Source organism: Arthrobacter sp. MYb213, from assembly GCF_002979915.1.
Taxonomy (GTDB): domain Bacteria; phylum Actinomycetota; class Actinomycetes; order Actinomycetales; family Micrococcaceae; genus Glutamicibacter.
Window position 1 is genome coordinate 1 of sequence record NZ_PCQA01000010.1, and the last position, 17,856, is coordinate 17,856.

At 60.8% G+C, this 17,856-nt stretch carries 15 protein-coding genes and 1 pseudogene; 4 read left to right on the plus strand and 12 right to left on the minus strand.

Translation table 11 applies throughout. The features are described from left to right. Positions 1–161: 161 nt before the first annotated feature. Positions 162–845 (minus strand): helix-turn-helix domain-containing protein, encoded by a 684-nt coding sequence (locus CQ011_RS17435; RefSeq protein ID WP_146112663.1) that lies wholly within the window; start codon positions 843–845, stop codon positions 162–164. Positions 846–1,173: 328 nt separating this feature from the next. Between CQ011_RS17435 and CQ011_RS17440 the strand changes: the two genes are divergently transcribed. The 3 genes and pseudogenes from CQ011_RS17440 (at position 1,174) to CQ011_RS17450 (ending at position 7,127) form a co-directional block, all read left to right on the plus strand. Then, on the plus strand, positions 1,174–1,398 hold the full coding sequence (locus CQ011_RS17440) for a YlcI/YnfO family protein (protein WP_105678979.1): 225 nt from the start codon (positions 1,174–1,176) through the stop codon (positions 1,396–1,398). A 141-nt stretch (positions 1,399–1,539) separates the two neighbouring features. Continuing rightward, positions 1,540–3,684, plus strand: coding sequence for a bifunctional DNA primase/polymerase (locus CQ011_RS17445; protein ID WP_146112664.1), 2,145 nt, complete (start codon positions 1,540–1,542; stop codon positions 3,682–3,684). Between the two features lie 350 nt (positions 3,685–4,034). Further along, positions 4,035–7,127 (plus strand): annotated as a pseudogene (locus CQ011_RS17450) (Tn3 family transposase). Between the two features lie 264 nt (positions 7,128–7,391). Here CQ011_RS17450 and leuD read toward each other — a convergent pair. The 10 genes from leuD to CQ011_RS17500 form a co-directional block, all read right to left on the minus strand. After that, complete coding sequence (leuD, locus tag CQ011_RS17455) at positions 7,392–7,985, minus strand: 3-isopropylmalate dehydratase small subunit (protein ID WP_105678992.1); 594 nt, start codon at positions 7,983–7,985, stop codon at positions 7,392–7,394. A gap of 107 nt (positions 7,986–8,092) precedes the next feature. Next, complete coding sequence (locus CQ011_RS17460; protein ID WP_105678981.1) at positions 8,093–8,311, minus strand: hypothetical protein; 219 nt, start codon at positions 8,309–8,311, stop codon at positions 8,093–8,095. A gap of 178 nt (positions 8,312–8,489) precedes the next feature. After that, positions 8,490–10,115, minus strand: coding sequence for a CocE/NonD family hydrolase (locus CQ011_RS17465; RefSeq protein WP_105678982.1), 1,626 nt, complete (start codon positions 10,113–10,115; stop codon positions 8,490–8,492). A 105-nt stretch (positions 10,116–10,220) separates the two neighbouring features. After that, positions 10,221–10,511 (minus strand): antibiotic biosynthesis monooxygenase family protein, encoded by a 291-nt coding sequence (locus CQ011_RS17470; protein ID WP_105678983.1) that lies wholly within the window; start codon positions 10,509–10,511, stop codon positions 10,221–10,223. A gap of 48 nt (positions 10,512–10,559) precedes the next feature. After that, a complete protein-coding gene (locus CQ011_RS17475; protein WP_105678984.1) occupies positions 10,560–10,925 on the minus strand; it encodes a hypothetical protein in 366 nt (121 codons plus the stop codon). Beyond that, complete coding sequence (locus tag CQ011_RS17480; protein WP_105678985.1) at positions 10,922–11,866, minus strand: DODA-type extradiol aromatic ring-opening family dioxygenase; 945 nt, start codon at positions 11,864–11,866, stop codon at positions 10,922–10,924. The genes CQ011_RS17475 and CQ011_RS17480 overlap by 4 nt, the downstream gene beginning before the upstream one ends. A 9-nt stretch (positions 11,867–11,875) precedes the next feature. Continuing rightward, entirely contained in the window at positions 11,876–12,691 is an 816-nt protein-coding gene (locus tag CQ011_RS17485) for a citryl-CoA lyase (RefSeq protein WP_105678986.1), read from the minus strand. Further along, entirely contained in the window at positions 12,688–13,902 is a 1,215-nt protein-coding gene (locus CQ011_RS17490) for a CaiB/BaiF CoA transferase family protein (protein WP_105678987.1), read from the minus strand. The genes CQ011_RS17485 and CQ011_RS17490 overlap by 4 nt, the downstream gene beginning before the upstream one ends. A gap of 73 nt (positions 13,903–13,975) precedes the next feature. Beyond that, on the minus strand, positions 13,976–14,368 hold the full coding sequence (locus CQ011_RS17495; RefSeq protein ID WP_105678988.1) for a nuclear transport factor 2 family protein: 393 nt from the start codon (positions 14,366–14,368) through the stop codon (positions 13,976–13,978). Continuing rightward, positions 14,368–14,913, minus strand: coding sequence for a flavin reductase family protein (locus CQ011_RS17500; RefSeq protein ID WP_181148194.1), 546 nt, complete (start codon positions 14,911–14,913; stop codon positions 14,368–14,370). Before CQ011_RS17500 ends, CQ011_RS17495 begins: the two co-directional genes overlap by 1 nt. Positions 14,914–15,191: 278 nt before the next feature. Between CQ011_RS17500 and CQ011_RS17505 the strand changes: the two genes are divergently transcribed. Beyond that, positions 15,192–16,403, plus strand: coding sequence for an acyl-CoA dehydrogenase family protein (locus tag CQ011_RS17505; protein WP_105678990.1), 1,212 nt, complete (start codon positions 15,192–15,194; stop codon positions 16,401–16,403). 80 nt (positions 16,404–16,483) lie between these two features. Here CQ011_RS17505 and CQ011_RS17510 read toward each other — a convergent pair whose 3' ends face one another. Further along, the gene (locus tag CQ011_RS17510) at positions 16,484–17,806 is read right to left on the minus strand and encodes a PucR family transcriptional regulator (RefSeq protein ID WP_181148195.1); all 1,323 of its coding nucleotides are present in this window, start codon (positions 17,804–17,806) and stop codon (positions 16,484–16,486) included. Positions 17,807–17,856 lie beyond the last annotated feature (50 nt).

Sequence of the window (17,856 nt, forward strand, 5' to 3'; positions counted from 1 at the left end):
CTTGGACACCAGCGACCATCGCATGCAGTTGCACCATTAACCCGCCAATGAGGGTCCATTTGGAACTATCCAGACTCCGGGATAACTCTAAACACTGCGGCTAGGGTGAAGCCCACCCGCCAACAGGTTCCATGACCGTGACGATTTCCCGTCCTGCGGACTTACCAATCACGTAGTAGATCCTCCAATTTGGCAAGCCCCGCTGAACGTTCGCGCACAGAGCGCGCATCTTGCAGGTCAAGAGCAATGACAGCGAGTGGTACGTGGCCGTTCTTGATCGCCTCGACGAAGTCGGTTTCCCTGATGAGGATATCGCCGGTAGGGTCCTCGCGCAGACCAAGCTTTCGGGCATTAGTTTCAATGAAGGCAGGCTTCGCATAGCCTTCTACAATTCCTTCTCCGGTCGCTAACTCGAAACTCGTTGCCACCTCCGGATTGGCCAGTAACGACGTGCCGGTGAGTACCAGAGACTTGGTCAAAATCCGTTTGGCAGAGTCGCTCCCGCGGAAGCGACGTAGTCTCGCGCGGTTGCGTGCGAGCTGATGAATTTCTTCGGCACGAAGCTGCTCCAGTCGTTTTCGAAGACGCCACCGCTCACTGGATGACAGCCAATGAACAGATTCACCCGACAGAAGTGCCAGTGCAGCCCAGGCCGTGGTGTCTGCCCAAACTCGTCCTACGCGGTGGGGCTTATTCTTGCACTGATGTACCGAATAAGAGTCGATAAGAATCGTCCGGCCGACTGTACCAGCTTGCATTAAGCGCCCAGTTTTGAGCATTTTCCTTACAGCTTCAGGGCGCACCTGAAGCAGATGCGCCGCTTCAGAAGTTGTCATAGTCCCCATGACACAATGGTACCGTTGAGATAACCATTGTGTCTATAAACTCTCAACGGCTTCACGACGAAGCTGATCACATTCGCCAGCGTACCCACCAAAGCCCAAAATGCCGGCCAGCTAATCCAAGACCTCTCCCTTTAACCTCCAGACTGATCTTTAATAAGTTCACCGAGCAGGCTGGTAAAGCGGAAAGTCCCATACAACAGCGACAAAAGGTCGAAGAGAGCGCATAGATGACTGAAGAGTCAGGAGCCCATCGACTTGAATACAACATTTGTCGCCACGCCGACAAATTTCAGTGCGTGCGTGCACTCATTAAGTGTAGGGTGAGGTTATGAAAAAGGTGCAACACGGCGATGTCGCAACGGTCACTCTGTCCGTTCGGATCCGCCCTGAGCTGCGGCAGCGCGTCAAAGCCGCCGCAGATGCTAGCAATGCATCGATCTCGTACTACGTGGATCAGCTACTGGCGCAATTGATTGCACAGAATAGTGGAGAACTTCCTCCAGTCGGTGATCGTGAACCTCAACAGGAGCCCCTTCCCGTGACTAAGACTTAAACAGAAGAGCCCGCGCAGTGCGCGGGCCTAAGTTCTGAATCTCAACCTGACCCTCGTCGCCAAACGTTTCAGGTCGAGATGATATGTAGCTTCCGGTGACTAGCCGGACGCTCCCTTTGTACACCCTCTAGCGGAGAGCATATGTCTATTGTAGCGCGTTCTCGCGTTCCTTCAACAACCCTTGATGCACCTCACCTTGACGCGGTTTCTGCTGTCAAGGGTTCTGGTGTGCTTTCTTTTTCCCGTGGCCAGGTAGATGAGGGTTCTTCAGTGGCTGCATCGTGGGCCTTGACTCGCAGCATTTCGCCGCGGAATACAGTGCGCGTGGCTCGACGTGATGCGTATGGGCAGATCATTAATGAGTACGATGCAACGCATCGGATTATGGGGCATGTTCCCGACACGCCGTGGGCTGTGTACCTGGCTGATACTGACGGGTTGTTCCATTTACTGGGTATTGATCTGGACGCAAAGAATGATGAGCAGGCCGCGTTAGCGGGCGCCGAGGCGTTAATGATTTCTCGGCATTTGGATGCGGTTGGTATTGAGCATGTGGTGTGTCAGTCCGGTCAGTCCGGTGGTCGGCACGTGTGGGTCGCTATGGCCGAGCCATTACCACGGGATGAAGTGTTGCTCCTGCGTCATGCGTTGAAGCTCGTTGCAACGCGCTTGGACCATAACAGTTTGACCAATCCGGCTACTGGGTGCTTGCGTCCTCCGGGATCGTTGCACCGCGATGGCAGTTACTCGGAACCCCTTAAAGGCCATCTTGGAACCCTTTTAAACCCGTCTACGACCGCTGCCCAGATTCAGGCAGTGATTGAACGACTGGAGACGGTGGCGGCTTCTGCACACCAACTCAAACTCTCTGCTGCCGGGGTGGAAGCCTCCGTGGCTATTTCCTCGTCGCCTGGTCAGCGCAGCACCCGACGACCGGGTAGTGGCACGGGTAAAACGGTGGGCACAATGCAAGCCCACCCAGATCTGCCGATCGATGAGCATGGCATGCCTTATCTTCCTGGCATCAAACGACCCAAACTTCCCGCGGCCAGTCAGGCTGCATTAAACCAGGACACCAGGGACCTTGACGCGTCGGCCGTGTTCTGGACGGTGCTGTTGGGTATGGCTCGGGCGTGCTGGCGGTATAGCGACTTAGTAAAACTAGTGGAGACTGCTCCTGGTTTGGAGCATGTGCGCACCACCAGGAGAAAGAACGCTTTAAACCCGACTGGTGAGCGTGTGACTCGGTCGGTGGCCTCACAGAAGTACGTGCTGGAGTGGACTTGGCTGAAGGCTACCACGAAGGTGTGCAGCGAAGGCGCGATAACGGGACATGACCCGGAATTTGAACAACGTAAAGAACGCATCCATCACCTTGCAAGCGTAGTTCAGCAGCGCGCTGACGCCTCGGTGGGCCGCTGGGATCCAACCCATCACAAGGGTGGACCCACTGATCGACGTGTTCTTGATGCCTTATCTTTGTGGACGCTACAGGCCATCCAGCCAGAGATCGAGGCGGATATTCGACGTCTAGCACTGACTTGCGGTATCGGCAGGGAGACTGCACGACAGGCCCTGCACCGGTTAGCTGCGGATGGCTGGATTATACGAACCAAGGAATCGGAGGGAGTTCACGGCGCAACATGGACCATTGACCCGCAAAAAGTTATTCACAAACTGACAGTTCTGCCCCGGTCACAAGGAGGCGAAGCCGCCGCCTACGGGTTTGACCCCCTTGATTACTCCGAGCTGTGCGACCAACTTTCCGTCCGGCTGGCCCTTGCTGCACATGATTGTTTTACCCCCGGAGCGCTTTCACACTATGAGGGAAATATTTACGCTCAGTTATCTCAGTTACCAGGGGCCACGATCGAGGAATTATCTTTAGGAACTGGTACCTCTCAAACGTATGTGGAGATCGCGCTGGGTAGGCTCCACGACTATGGGTTGTGTGCGTCAAACGGGTCCGACTGGGTAGCTACTCCCCCACCAGCCCGGGAGCAAGTCGCTCGTTCCTTAGGCACACTTGGGATTTTGGAAGATCGGGAGACAAGGTACTGGCTGGAACGTGAGTTGTGGGATTGGTGGCAACAGGAACTTGCTTGGATGAAGAAACCTCGGGGCATAAAGCAACGGCGTGCTGTACCGGGTCAGCTAACTTTGCTTTCTGGCTTGGAACGGGTTGAGAAACGATCTGCATATCCTCGAACCGGAACAGGGCTGGGTAGTCATCGAATGGCTAAAGCACACTTAGCCCAGACAATACATTCCTTAGCTAGCGCATAATAAATAAATATTGAAAGAAAGAAAGAAATAAATCTTTCTTTCAATACGTCAATCAGTGCGACTTTGGCTATGGCGCACAAGCTTTAGGTTGAAGGACAGGACTCAAGCAGGTAATCGCGATTCAGAGCAGTGGTCCCCAACGACCATATCGCTGACCTTTACAGCAACCAATACTCAAGGCAGCCAACTTCAGATAATGGGGCACGTCACCACCGCCGTGATCTGCCCGCAAACTAATGCCAACCCTTCCAGCCTGAGGCTGGCGCAAGGGCCGGCTCCTTAGTCGGGGTCTGAGCTGCAGCGGAACAGTGGTTGGCGCTAAGCCTTCGTGATTGGCTTAGGTTGGTGCCATGCCAGTTGAATTTCTCAGTGATGACCAAGTAGCGGTGTATGGCCAGTTCTCAGGTCCGGTTTCACGGGCCGAATTGGAACGGTTCTTCTTTCTTGATGACCGGGATTTGGAGTTGGTTGGTCGCCGCCGTGGCGAGGGTAGCCAACTGGGTTTTGGGGTGCAGCTGGGGACACTGCGTTTTCTGGGGACGTTTCTTGATGATCCGGTGACGGTACCCAAAGCGGTGGCTGACTTCGTGGCATCGCAACTCGGGATCGCCGATGGTTCCGTTTTGGGAAGTTACTCGGAGCGGCCAAAGACCCCCTACGAGCACCGTTGGGAGATAGCCCGCGTGTATGGGTACCGGCGGTTGTCTGAGCCCGAAACGGTCGCCGAGTTCAAGGACTTCCTGACAGCTCGTGCGTGGACGCGGGCCGAGCGGCCGACCCAGCTCTTTGATCAGGGCGTGGCGTGGCTTCGTGCGGAGCGGGTGCTGTTACCGGGGGTGAGCGTGTTGGCCAGACTCGTCGCGGAGGCCAGGGGCACGGCCGGCGATCGGCTGTATTCGGTGCTGGCGCAACGAGTCTCACCGGAACTTGGTCGTGGTCTTGATGGTTTACTCACGGTGCCGGCTGATTCTAGATCCTCGGGGTTGGAGCGGCTGCGCCGAGCCCCAACCCGGGCCTCGGGGCCGGAGATGGTCCGGGCCTTGGAGCGCGCTACGGAGATCGCAGGACTGGGAACCGGAAGCGTTGATCTGTACGAGATTCCGGCCGGGCGCATCCAAGTGCTGGCACGGCAGGGCCTGTCATCGGATGCTGCGACGTTGCGACGTATGCCGGAACATCGCCGGTGGGCGACGCTGGTGGCCACCGCCGGTGCGTTACAGGTATCGGCGGTTGATGATGCCCTTGACTTGTTCTCCGTTCTGATGGCAACCAAGCTCATCGGGCCCGCGGTGCGCGCCTCGGCCAAGGACCGGATGAAGTCCTTGCCTCAGTTGAGGCGGGCGTCGGTGACGTTGGCTGCAGCGGCGAAGGTGATGCTCGAATGTGCCGAGGCCCAGGGCACGGGACTGGATGCGTCCGAGGCGTGGACCCGGCTGCAAGTGGCCATATCGAGGGAGAAGCTCATGTCCGCGGTGGCGACCGTTCAGGAGCTGGCCCCCGACGCAGGGGACGACGCGGACCAAGGACAGGCAGAACTGGTAAAGAGATACGCCACGGTCCGACCCTTTGTGTCGATGATCGCCGAGACCCTGCCATTGGCCGCAACACCGGCGGGCACTGCACTGTTGACCGCGGTGAGGGGCTTGGGTAACCTGGTTGGACGCAAGCGGGTGACCCGGGCAGAGATCGTGGATGAGGTAGTGGTCGGGTCGTGGCGACGGCTTGTGTTTCCCTCTCCGGAATCGCCAGAGGATCCCGTGGATCATCGGGCATACACGCTGTGCGTGCTGGAGGCATTGCATCGGGCGTTGCGTCGTCGGGATGTGTACGCGGTGAATTCCGCCCGGTGGGGCGACCCGCGGGCCCGCCTCCTGGATGGCGAGGCGTGGGAACATGCCCGTCCCGATGTTCTCACCGCGCTGCGATTACAGGACCCAGTTGAGGCCCACCTCGGCGACCTTGTCGCACGGATGGACACGGCTTACACGGGTCTCGCCGCCCGGATCCAACCCACTGAAGCAACCTTGGGCACTGCCCCGCTTCGCTTGGAAACAGGCCCCGATGGGCGCACACGGATCCATCAATCACGGCTGGAAGCCGTGCCGGAACCGGACACTCTGACCGCGTTGCGCGACACCGTCGAGCGGATGCTGCCCCGGGTGGATCTTCCCGACGTGCTGCTGGAAGTGAACGCATGGACCGGCTATCTGAACGATTTCACCCACATGGGCATGACGGGTCAGGCGTCGGGTTCCAGGCTCGCCGATCTGGCCACCTCGATGGCCGCCGTACTGGTCGCCGAAGGATGCAACCTCGGATTCTCGCCCGTGATCAAACAAGGGCATCAGGCCCTGAGCCGTCGCCGGCTCTCGCACGTGGCACAAAACTACCTGCGCAGCGACACCCTCGCCGCCGCCAACGCCCGCCTGATCGAAGCCCAGGCCGGTGTTCCAACGGCCCGAGCATAGGGCGGCGGACTGGTCGCCTCCGTCGACGGGTTACGATTCGTGGTCCCGGTCCGCACCCTGGACGCCGGCCCAAATCCGCACTATTTTGGTCAGGGACGCGGAGTGACCTGGCTCAACGCCATCAACGACCAGGTCTCCGGCATCGGGGCCGTGGTGGTGACCGGCACGATGCGCGACTCCTTGCATGTCCTGGACGTGATCCTCAACCGTGATGGCGGACCCGCACCGCAGATGATCGCGACGGATACCGCCTCCTACTCCGATATCGTGTTCGGGCTCTTCCGCCTGTTGGGCTACCAGTTCAGCCCGCGTCTGGCCGACATGCCCGACCAGCGTCTCTGGCGCCTCACCGCGCCCGGCGGGCAGGTGGCCGATTATGGTTCCCTGAACGCCGTCGCGACGAACAAGCTTTCCGCCGAGCGTATCCGGGGCCAATGGGCCGACATGCTGCGGGTGGTGGGGTCCCTGCACAGCGGTTCGGTCGCCGGCTATGACCTCTTGCGGATGCTGGGCCGCGACGGCAACCCCACCCCGCTCGGGGCAGCGTTCGCCGACTACGGACGTGCCGCGAAGACCCTGCATCTGCTGGCCATGTATGACCCGGATGATGAGAGCTACCGTCGATCGATCCACGTCCAGCTCACCGTCCAAGAATCCCGCCACCGCATGGCCCGGAAAATCTTCTATGGCCAGCGCGGGGAATTGCGCCAGCGATACCGTGAGGGCCAGGAGGACCAGCTCGGGGCTCTCGGGCTCGTTTTGAACGCGGTCATCCTGTGGAACACCCGCTACATCGACGCGGCCCTGGCCGCCCTGCGGGAGCAGGGGCATCCCGTGGATGACGCCGACGTGGCGAGGCTTTCTCCCCTGGGAGATGCGCATATCAATGTCCACGGCCGATACGCCTTCATCACGCTCTCAGACGGCACCCTCCGACCACTGCGTGATCCGACGACACCTATCGACGACGAATAAAGTGACGTCCACAATCGTTCGTTTTGGCCTGTCGATTCCGGAGGCTAGATCGAAGCTTGCGGTTAATTGTTCGGATTCCCGCCCAAGGGCTCTGTCCCGACTGCCTGTGGGGCTCGGCATCGAGGAGCCGTTGCGGCTGGAGCATCGGTGATGGTTGGGTGTCTGTGTTGTGCGCATGCCATGGAGGACTTGGCCATGGGATGCGCAAAATACCAAGGCAAAAGACCTGCCCGGATACACGGCGATTGGACAACTTTCCTGGCACTACAACGGTGTTGTAACCGGAAGCCAGGAGGGTCGAATACGTTCAAATGCAGTAATCAGAGCCTCGTCGTTGAGGGTCAGATCGATGTCGTCCAGACCGTTCAGCAGCCGCCACTGGGCGTCCGGGTCGATATCGAACGCAAGGATTAGGTTGCCGGCTTCGACTGTCTTGGTGCCGAGGTCGACACGCAACCGCAGGCCAGGTTGTTCCTCCAGTGCGTCCCAGAGCGTGCCGACGTTTTCGGGGCTCATCTGCGCGGCAAGCAACCCTGATTTTGCCGCGTTGCCTCGGAATATATCGCCGAATCTGGGCGAAATGACGACACGAAAGCCATAGTCCATCAGGGCCCAGACTGCGTGTTCCCGGGATGATCCGGTGCCAAAGTCTGGACCGGCTACCAAAATGCTTCCGCCGGAGAATTCCGGCCGGTTCAGCACGAATTCGCTGTCTTGGCGCCAGGACGCGAAGAGTCCATCCTCGAAGCCCGTTCGGGTAATGCGTTTCATGTAAACCGCCGGGATGATCTGGTCTGTGTCGACGTTGTTGCGGCGCAGGGGTACGGCGGTGCCTTCAATTGTGGTGAACGGTTGGATGGGCATTTCATCTCCTTGCGATCCGCCCCCTGGAATCGGGAAGGGATCGGAATATGGGAAGGTCGGATCGAGGGCCGCACTGACATCGAGTGCCGCAACTACTGAGATCAGGAGGGTCCAGGGTCTACGAGGGTGTTGCCACCGTTTGAAGTGTGCAACATGCTGCGGCCGGCGAAGTCGTCGTAGTGGAGCCGGTCAATGGAACCGTCTTTCGCGATGGCGTCCACGGCCCAGGGGGATGCGGACGCCGTGGCCGATGAGAGCCACGGTGTCTCCGTGAACGAGTTCAGGCCAGTGTGTTGTGACGGATCAACGGAATCCGGCATGTGTCAGCGCCGCTTCCGCGACAGCCGGGATGGACGATCGCCATTTGTCTCCTCGTGGGTGCGAAGTGGCAGAACCCTCGGGCCATCCTCGAGGGAGAATTGCGCTGGCGGGACATGCGAACGGGCCTGCCGCCAGGGTTGCTGTCCGTCTGCTGGACGGACAGCAACCCTCGTCGGGCTAGGGAATGAAGGGAAGCAGCAGGTGCGAGTCGTAACTACCGCCGGTGTGGACGACGTGTTTTCCGGCGTTGCGCGTGTAGGTGTGGCCCTGCGCGAAGAGGCCCTGGGGGTAGCTGTTCACGTCGTGGCCCTGGACGATGAGCCGCAGGGTTTCACCGGCATGGAACACTGTGCTCGAGGGCCAGACTTCTATATCCACCGGGACGATATCCCCCTCCTGCAGCAGCTCCTCCGTCTGGTGTGTGTAGCGCGGCTGCTCGGGTGTGGAGTCGGCGGCGAGTTGCCGGCGGCTGGCCCGGAGCCAGCCGAGCGCCACGTTGCCGTCATCGAAGGTTGCGAAGAACGGGAAGGTGACGATGTTGCCGTCCCTGTCGATTTTCTGCAGGGCAATGAACAGGTCCAAGTCGTTCGAGCCTTGGGCTTCCACCCACAAACGGAGCTTGGCATAGCCGGTGATCTCGGTTTCCTGGGCAAAGGAGTGTTCGAACACCGCGCATCCTGTCGCTGCCTCATACGATGTTGTTGCGGAAGCCGGTGCAGCCTCGCTCGAAAGGGTCCCTCTGCCGCCGTCCAGGTAAAGGGGCACGTACTCCGTGCGTGCCAAGGGCCATTCGTTCTCTTCGCGGATTTCGCCGAGGTAGGCGCGGTCGCGGACCCCGATCCTGACCGGTGGCCATGCCGATACTTCGGTTTCCTCATCCTTGAGGAAATGGTCGAAGAATGCCCGTTGACGGGCAAGGCTGGCCGGGTCGTAGAAGTTCTGCCACTTCTTGCGTCCGTGCACTTCCAGCCATTTCTGCTTGGACGATATTTGCCGGAATCCTTCCAGGGTTCCTCTGGTATGCAGACCGTGGTCGGACCAGCTGGCGACCACGTATGCAGGAACCTCGATGGCGGTGAGGTCAGGGGCTTTGGACTGCCAATACTCGTCGTAGAACGGGTGGTTCATGCTGTTGGTCAGCATGTCTTCGACCTGCCCGTGGGTGTTTGCGATCAACGGGCCGAGCGCGGCTCCGAACTGCGTCTCGGGGATGCCTCCGTGGGTCAGGACTTCTTTGTAAAGGTCCGTCCAGCCTTCCCAGGGGTTGATTGCTGCCAGGTGGGCGGGCCGCCTTGCTGCCACCGCCCACTGGATGACGGCGTACCAGGAGACTCCTGCCATGCCGACTTTGCCGTTGCTCCATTCCTGCTCGCCTGCCCACTCGATGAGATCGCAGCATGCGTCGGCTTCTTCCGGGCCGCACATCGTCACGTCGCCCTCCGAGCCCCAGGCTCCCCGTGCGTCTGCCATGATGACGGCGTAGCCGTTCCGGGTCCAGAACATCGGGTCTGGGGTTTCAAACGCCGCGTACTTGGAGAGCTGGTCCAAGTCGACATCGTGTCCTGGCCAGCCCGCGAAGCTGAGGGCGCCGTGCTTGCCGTAGGGCGCCCAGGCGACGATGACGGGCAGGTCAAGGGTCGTCCCCGCGGGCCGGTACAGGTCCACGAGGAGGTTCTTGCCATCGCGCATCGGGACCTGGACGTTGTAATCGATCTGGACTTCGCCTTCGACGCGCCGGGAGTACTCACCGCCTGGCCATCCGGCGTTTTCCGGGGGGGTTACCCGGGATGAAGGCAACATCATTGTTAACCGCTTGCTGAGTCATGGTCTGCTATCTCCTGTGTTCATTGGCAGTGCAGGAATGGAGCTTCTCCGCGGAAACACCCCAAGGTGCGTTTCCGCATGGGTTTAAAGGGGTTGGTCCTCGAAGTGGGTCACGTCCGCGGCGGCGAGGAAAGGTTTGAACGCCGCGACGACTTCCTTTCCCTCAAGCGTGGAAGGAAAGTGTTCGGTGTGGTGGGCGACAGAATCCCAGCCGACTTGCAGCAGATAAACACTGGTGTGGTCGGCGCTGCGGTGCAGCTGTGCGGAGCGGCATCCGGGGGCGCGGAGCAGGACCTCTCGAATGCGCGGATAGGCCTTTTCGAAGGCCACCTCCAGCCCCGGGTAAATCGTGAATTGCGCGTGTTCAAAAATCATGGTTTCGCTTCCTTCCGGCACGCCGTCGCTCGCTTGCTTCCAGTGTGATCAGAGGGCGACCGATGGATAGTCTTTGCCGATCCAGGGCGCCAGACGTCGTGCCCATTCGCGCTGGTAGGACAAGGGGCCTGTCGCTTGGGTGTATTCATCCTCGAAGAGTCCGATGAAAAGGGTCAGGTAGAGGAAGAAATGTGCTCCGTATTCAAAGAGCCACACGTAGTCGTAGGTTTCCAGTGCCCGCCGTTCATCCTCCGTGAAGGAAAGCCATGACGTCTTTTCCGTGCTGTTCAGCCACGAACCGACCTCCTTCTCCCAGAGTTCGATGGTCCCTGCGGGGTCTTCCTTGTAGCGGGCAACCCATTCGGGATCGCGGTCGATGGTGTAGAGGAACTTGTTGACGTAGTACTTGCTCATGCGGTTGCTCCTGCCTTGGCCGCGTGCACCGGTCCAGTGGCGGCTCCGGCCTCTGCCGCGGAGCGCGCTGCCGTTTCAGCCATCTTTTCGTTCTTGTTCGGGTACCAGGTCATGAACATTTCGCGGGTGTGATAGAGATCGAGCTGGTCAACATAGTCGGCGTTCTCGGGACCGGCGATGCCCATCATGAGAATCAGGTCCATGAAGCCGTGGGTGGCGTTGCCGGAGCCGGACATGGATTCGTGGGTGACGTTCTCCAGAATGGCGTCGATGTTGCCGGTGGAGAGCCACTCGATGGCCCGGGCGTCGAATTCGGGATCCGGGCCGTGCTCCCCGAACATCCGCGGGCCGCCCAGTTCCAACGACAGATGGCCGGTGCCGATGGCCGCGATCTTCTTATCCGAGGGGTAGGCATCAATGACCTTGCGGATGGCCCGGCCCAGGTCCCAGAACCGCTTGGGCGAGGGCAGCGGCGGGGCGAAGATGTTGGTGTAGATCGGCACGATGGGCAGGTCCGCGTCGGGCCGGACGGTGATGATGGGGCAGATGATGGAGTGGTCGATTTTCAGTTCGTGGCTGGAGGAGAAGTCGAATCCCTCATCCATTAATCCCTGGTGCAGGAAGTTTGAGAGCTCCACATCGCCATCCAGGACGTATTTGGGGATGCCGAATTCGCGTTCTTCGTTGTAGAAGGTCGCATCGTATTTTTCCTGTTTGCCGATCAGGAAGGTGGGGTAGTTGTCCAGGAAGAATTGGTGGAAGTGGTCGGCGCCGACCATGACCAAGATGTCCGGTTCGGCGGCGGTGAGGGTTTCGCGGTAGGCCTCGACTTTCCGCTTCCATTCGTCGGCCTGCGGCATCCGTTGATCGGATTCATCGGTGGTCGCCTTGAGGTAAAAGGGGTGGTGCGTGCTGGCCAGCACGGCCGTGAGCTCTGCCATGGTCTCTCCTTAGTTGTCGGTGTCTGGGGCGACGTAGACGGCGTTGCGGTCCACCGTCATATAGATGTCGTTGGCGATCGGGTTGCGCTGTTCCTCGGCGATCTGTCCGAGCAGGCCCGCGGCCCGGGCGAGCAGTGCGAATCCGCGCAGCAGTTCCGGGGGCAGGCCAAGGTCGGCGAGGGCCGCGCCGCAGACGCCGGCGCCGTTGAGCGGGAGTTTGCGGCCGAGGGCCTTTTCGCTCATGCGTCCGATGGCTTCGAACAGGCGCAGGTGCGGTCCGCGCAGTCCTTCTTCTTCGGCGATGGCGATCAGCACCGGGGTGCGCGGGTCTCCGTCCTTGTGGTTGGGGTGGCCCAAACCTGGGACAAACTTTCCGGCTGAGCGCTGGGAGCGAATGGCTTCCAGGGCCATTTCGTCCCATCCTGCATCCGTGCCGGGCAGTTCGCCTTCGTGTCCGGCAAGGACCGCGGCGAGGAACTGGGCGCAGTCCTCCGTGACGCCGAGGAAGCGGGACCCTCCGCCGAGCAGGCCCGCGGCCATGGCTCCCTGGATGGAGTCAGGGGCGCTGAGGTAGGTCAGGCGGGCGGCGATGGCGGTGGGTGTGAAACCGTGGTCGGCCAGGGCCACGAGCACGGATTCGAACACTCGAAGTTCCCCGGGGGTGGGCCGGCGCATGGCCACGAGCCAGTAGGCGAGTTCGCCGAAGCTGACCTTGCCCATCAGGTCCTGGGCCAAGTCCTGTCCGAGGAGGCGGATCTCTGTGGCCGAGGATGTTCCCAGCGAGGTGGGGAAAGTGGTCTTCTGAGTTTCTGGGGCGAGGGTCATGCTTGTTCCTTCATTGAGGTGCCTGACGCGGCGGGTGCTGCGAGCCAGGCGCGGATTTCGGTGGTGTGTTCACCCAGTGCCGGCGGGGCGAGGTCATACCGGGGCGGCGTGGTGGAGAAAGTGATCGGATTTCGTACCCCGGGTACGCTGTGCCCGGCGGGCCCGACCTGCACAATGGGTTCCAGGCCCAGCTTCTGGGCGTATTCCACCCCTTGCTTGATGCTGTTGATCGGCCCGTTGGGGACACCGGCCTGGTTGAGCTTTTCAAACCAGTGTTCCGCCGGCCGTGTCTTGAGGCGTGCGACGAGCAGCGGTCGCAGCTCCTCACGGCGTTCGGTGCGGTCCTTGTTTTCGGCGAAACGCGGATCATCGCCCAGCTCCGGAACGTCGAGGACTCCGCACAATTTGCGGAACTGTGCGTTGTTGCCGGCGGCGATGATCAGGTCATCGTCCGCGGTAGGTAGAGGCTCGTAGGGGAACAGGCTCGGGTGGGCGTTGCCCATCCGGTGCGGGGTCACCCCACCGGCGACGTAGGCCGAGGTCTGGTTGACCAGGCCGCTCATGGCCGAGGCCATCAGCGAGGTTTCGATGCTTTGTCCCTGCCCGGTCAGGTCGCGGTGGCGCAGGGCGGCGAGGATGCCGATGGTGGAGTGCAGTCCGGCCATCACATCGAAGACGCTGATTCCGGCACGGTAGGGGGACCCGTCGGGGCCGCCGGTCAGGCTCATGAGCCCGGACATGGCCTGGACGATGAGGTCGTAGCCGGGCAGGGAGGAGCCTTCTGCTGTGCCGAATCCGCTGATGGAGCAGTAAATGACGGAAGGGTTGCGCTCCTGCACGGACGCGTAGTCGAGCTCGAAGCGCTGGAGCCCGCCGGGCTTGAAATTCTCAATGACCACGTCGGCCCGCGCGGCGAGGGCCTGTGCGACCGCGAGGTCGTCGGCGTCCTTGAAATCCAGGACGACGGATTTCTTGTTGCGGTTAATCGCCGCATAATAGGTCGAGACTCCGTCGGGACGGACCGGCGGGACCCAGGATCGGGTGTCGTCTCCGGCGGGGCTTTCTACCTTGATGACCTCGGCCCCCATGTCGGCTAGCAGCATCGTGGCATAGGGTCCGGCAAGGACCCTGGAAAAATCGGCGATGACGATGCCGTCGAGCGGGAGTGTCCGGGGTGAGGTTCCGGGTTTCTGTCCCAGTGTGCTGGACATTGAGTATTCCTTCGGTAGAGCGCTAAACAACGATGTAGTGCGGGAGTTCTGATCCGGTAGGACGGTAAGGGTGTTACGCCTGCCAAGCTCGTGAGACCTCGAATGCGGTAAATTCCCAGGTGTCGTCTTCAACCCGGAATGAGGCACGGTATTCGCCCATGGCCAGTAATCGGGCATCGGATTCGATCGCCCAGCGGCTGTAGCGGCACCGGGCACTGCCTCCGTCGATGTCAGGGTCGACGATGATGTTGCTCAGCAGGTGCCGGCTTACCGGTGCGGCGGCAAAAAGTGATTGGTAGTACCCGAAAATCTGCTCGTCCGTGTCCAACACCGTGCCCGCAAAGCTGACTCGGGCCTTCCCCAGCAGCTCCGCGACACCACGGGCGTCGCGGGCATCGGCACATTCCGCATAGCGTCCCAGCAGGTTTTCGATGGCATGACGCGTCTCCGCGGGAGAGAAGGCCATCACTGGGCCCACCAGTCCAGACGGTTCGTCTTGGCTTGGCGGCCACAGTTCGGGTGTAGCCGCGAGATGAGTCCGCGGTAGAAAACCAAGGGGCGGCTGTCGGCTGTCTGAAGACTTGTAAGACGTGCCATGAGACCGTAATGGTCACCGGCATCGAACACTGAATCGATACTGCACTCCATGGAAACCGCGGCGTTTTTCAGCACGGGGGCGCTCTCTGAGGCCAGGTCCCAATCCCCCGCTTCGAACTTCGACCCTGTCGAGGAGGCGAACGCGAAACAGACATCGGTCTGATCTTCATCCAGGACGTTGATGCAGATCCGCTCCAGCCCGCTCAGGACCGCGAAGGAGCGGGAATTCTTCATGGCGAAGAAGGTCACCAGCGGCGGGTCGAGCGATACCGTCGCCAGGGAACCGACGGTCATGCCCACCGGTCCGTCGGGCCCGTGACCGGTCACGACGGCCACCGATGTGGGGATACGGCCCATGGCCCTGCGCAGCGACGATGCTTCCAGGGCTTGTGGGCGTTCAAACATGATGGTCATCAGGACTCCAATGTCGGGTGGAAATAAGCAGCTGATGCTAGTGAAGCAGCTCACACACGCATCGTCTTGGGCTGCATCACCAACGCTCGACTGTCCGCTTGTGCTCAGAGACAAGGTGCGGGCCGCGCCTTGTCGTGTGGCGCAGGTCACGGTAAATTTTTTGGTCGCTGAGCATAAGAACCGTGCCGGGTCCCGGGGCAACCATGGTGGCAGAGCTTTCCCGAAAGCCTCCGAAATTTTCAGCCTCAGCATCTGAGGACCCCATTGGAAGGACGACGATGACCATCACCACGGAGCAGGCCTCCCCCTTGACAGGAACCCCCGCCCCCGATCTCGTGACGCGGGCAACCGAACTTCTGGACCTGCTGCGCAGGAACGCGGTCCAGACGGAATCCGACCGTCGGGTGGTTGAGGAAAACATCGACGCACTGGCTGCTGCCGGACTCTTCAAGATCTCCGTCCCCAAGCGTTTCGGTGGACACGAAGCGGACTTTTCCACTTTCCTGAAAGTGACCTCCACACTCGGCCAAGCATGCGGTTCCACCGCTTGGGTCGCGAGCCTGATCAACGTCTGTGGTTGGATCATGGGCCTGTATCCCGACCAGGCGCAGCGGGACGTCTATGAAGAAGATCCCGAGGCACGTGTCTGCGGTGTCTTCGCTCCTAGTTCCAGCACCGTTGCGGTTGACGGAGGCCTGAAAGTCACGGGCAAATGGGGATTCGCATCCGGCTCGCTGCACTCCCAGTGGGCAATCCTCGGTGTTCCGGTGGTCGATGCAACCGGGGCACAGATCGATCAGGGCCTCGCACTGATTCCCATGAGCGAGCTCAGCATCGAAGACACCTGGTATGTCGCCGGGATGCGCGGAACGGGCAGCAACACGATCGTCGCCGAAGGCGTCTTCGTACCGGCCCACCGGATCATGTCTCTGACCCAGGCCGTCGAAGGCAAGGTCCCCACCGAGCATACGGAGGAGACGCTGTACCGTTCTGCATTCGTTCCCGTCGCGTCCCTCATTCTCATCGGCCCCCAGCTGGGCCTGGCCAAAGGTGCCTTGGAGTTCGTCAAGGCTTCCCTCGCCAAGGGCAAGGGCATCGCCTACACGTTCTATGACCGCGCCACGGACTCCGGATCCACCCAGATCAACTTCGCCCAGGCAGCGTCACTGATCGACACCGCCGAATTGCACATGCTCCGGGCGGCGGCCGACATTGACAAGGCAGCATCCGGAACCGAATTCCTCGATTTCCAGACCCGTGCGAGGGTCCGCATGGACGTCGGGACTGTTGCCACGCGCTCCCGCGAAGCCATGGACCTGCTCCTGAATGTCCAGGGCGCCGGGTCATTTGCCGAGGCCAGCCCGTTGCAGCAAAAATGGCGTGATCTGGAAACCGGGTCCCGCCACGCAATCGTCAACCCGTCCATTGCCAGTGAAGCGTATGGACGAGCACTGCTCGGAGTGAAGGAACAGGTCACACCGCTGATCTAGAACGGCTCGACAAAGAAGGGGCAGGACCGGCCAGTCCTGCCCCTTCTTTGTTGCGTCATGACCTCGGGCGTTGGGTGGAGTCAGTCGGTATCAGGCGACATCACCCGTAATCCGAATTTCGCGGCCAGTACCAGTGCGGTTTGAAGTTCGAAGCGCCGCTCTGCGACGTCGAAGCCCAGCAGCTCACTTGCCCGCTTCACCCGATAGGCAACCGTGTTGCGTGAAACAAACAACCGCTGGGCAGCGGCATGCGGGCTGCTTTCCTCCTGCAAGTAGCACAGCAGAGTAGTCCGCAGATCGCCTGCGTTGGCAGTATTCTCCGCCAGCGGGCCAAGCTCGCGGATGACCAGATCGCGGGCCAGCGCCATGTCGGCTGAGAGCAGGCTCGCGATGGCAACGTCGGCATAGTGGGTGTCCCATTCCGAAGCCGGTTGGCTCAACCTCGCTGCCTGTTCGGCTGCCTGGGCTTCCCTATGGGACCGCCGGAACCCGGCCAGATCGGCAGCCGGGGTGCCTGCAGCCATCCGGATGTCCGCCTTGGCAGGGCGGTAATCAGCACAGGTCGGCTGCGGCGGAAAGCTTGTCCGGCTGCCCCACGCCCAGACCTTTCCGCCACCCACCGGCATGACCAAGGAGTTGGTGGCACCCATACTGGCCAGCGCTTCCAAAGCCGCAGATTCCAGCTCAGGAGTGTCAGCGCTGTTGCGCACTGGATCAAACCACAAGGTCAGGGCAACGTGTTGCCGGGACAGGTCATAGCCCAACTCTCGACCCGCCTCAGTCCTATCGCTGCGGCTGCCGTCCAATATCTGGCGCACGATTTCGGCCTTAGCCGCTGCGGCGCTGATCGTCCAACGTTCGCGCTCGGCCATATAGGTTGACGCCATCTCGCCGGAGAAATCATCAATGTAACGGAACAAGCTCTCAGAGATGAGTTGCATCTGAACGGCTTGGTCCGGTTCCGGCACCAATTCCCGGCAGGAATCCAGAAAAGCCTTCGCCATCTGCGCATGGCCCAACCGCACCCCGCGTAGAACCCGGTCAAGGGAAATCCCGCGGCGGACAAATTCAACGTCTCCCCGGAGCGCTTCCTCGGTGATGGCCGGCAAGTTCCCGGCCCGACTGCTGAGCCAGATCAGGGCACGAATGACGGAAGATTCAGGGCCCATCCGGAGGGACTCGAACTGCTCTGTCCCACCGCCGAATTCGGGAATCTCAGCGATGATCCGCGTCGTCATCGCATAACCAACCTGGCAGGCCCACTCGACCGGACCGGTCCCGAGACGCTCGGTGGCGTCTGCGACCGTGACCGGCCGGCTTGCCGGCGTGGGTACCTCTATTCCCGGAGCTGGATTCAGCTTCTGGAGCCACAGATCAGCGTCAGCGACATCAGCGTCAGACACACATACCATCCTTCACAAAGCTCGACACAAAACCACCCCAAAAAACGGTC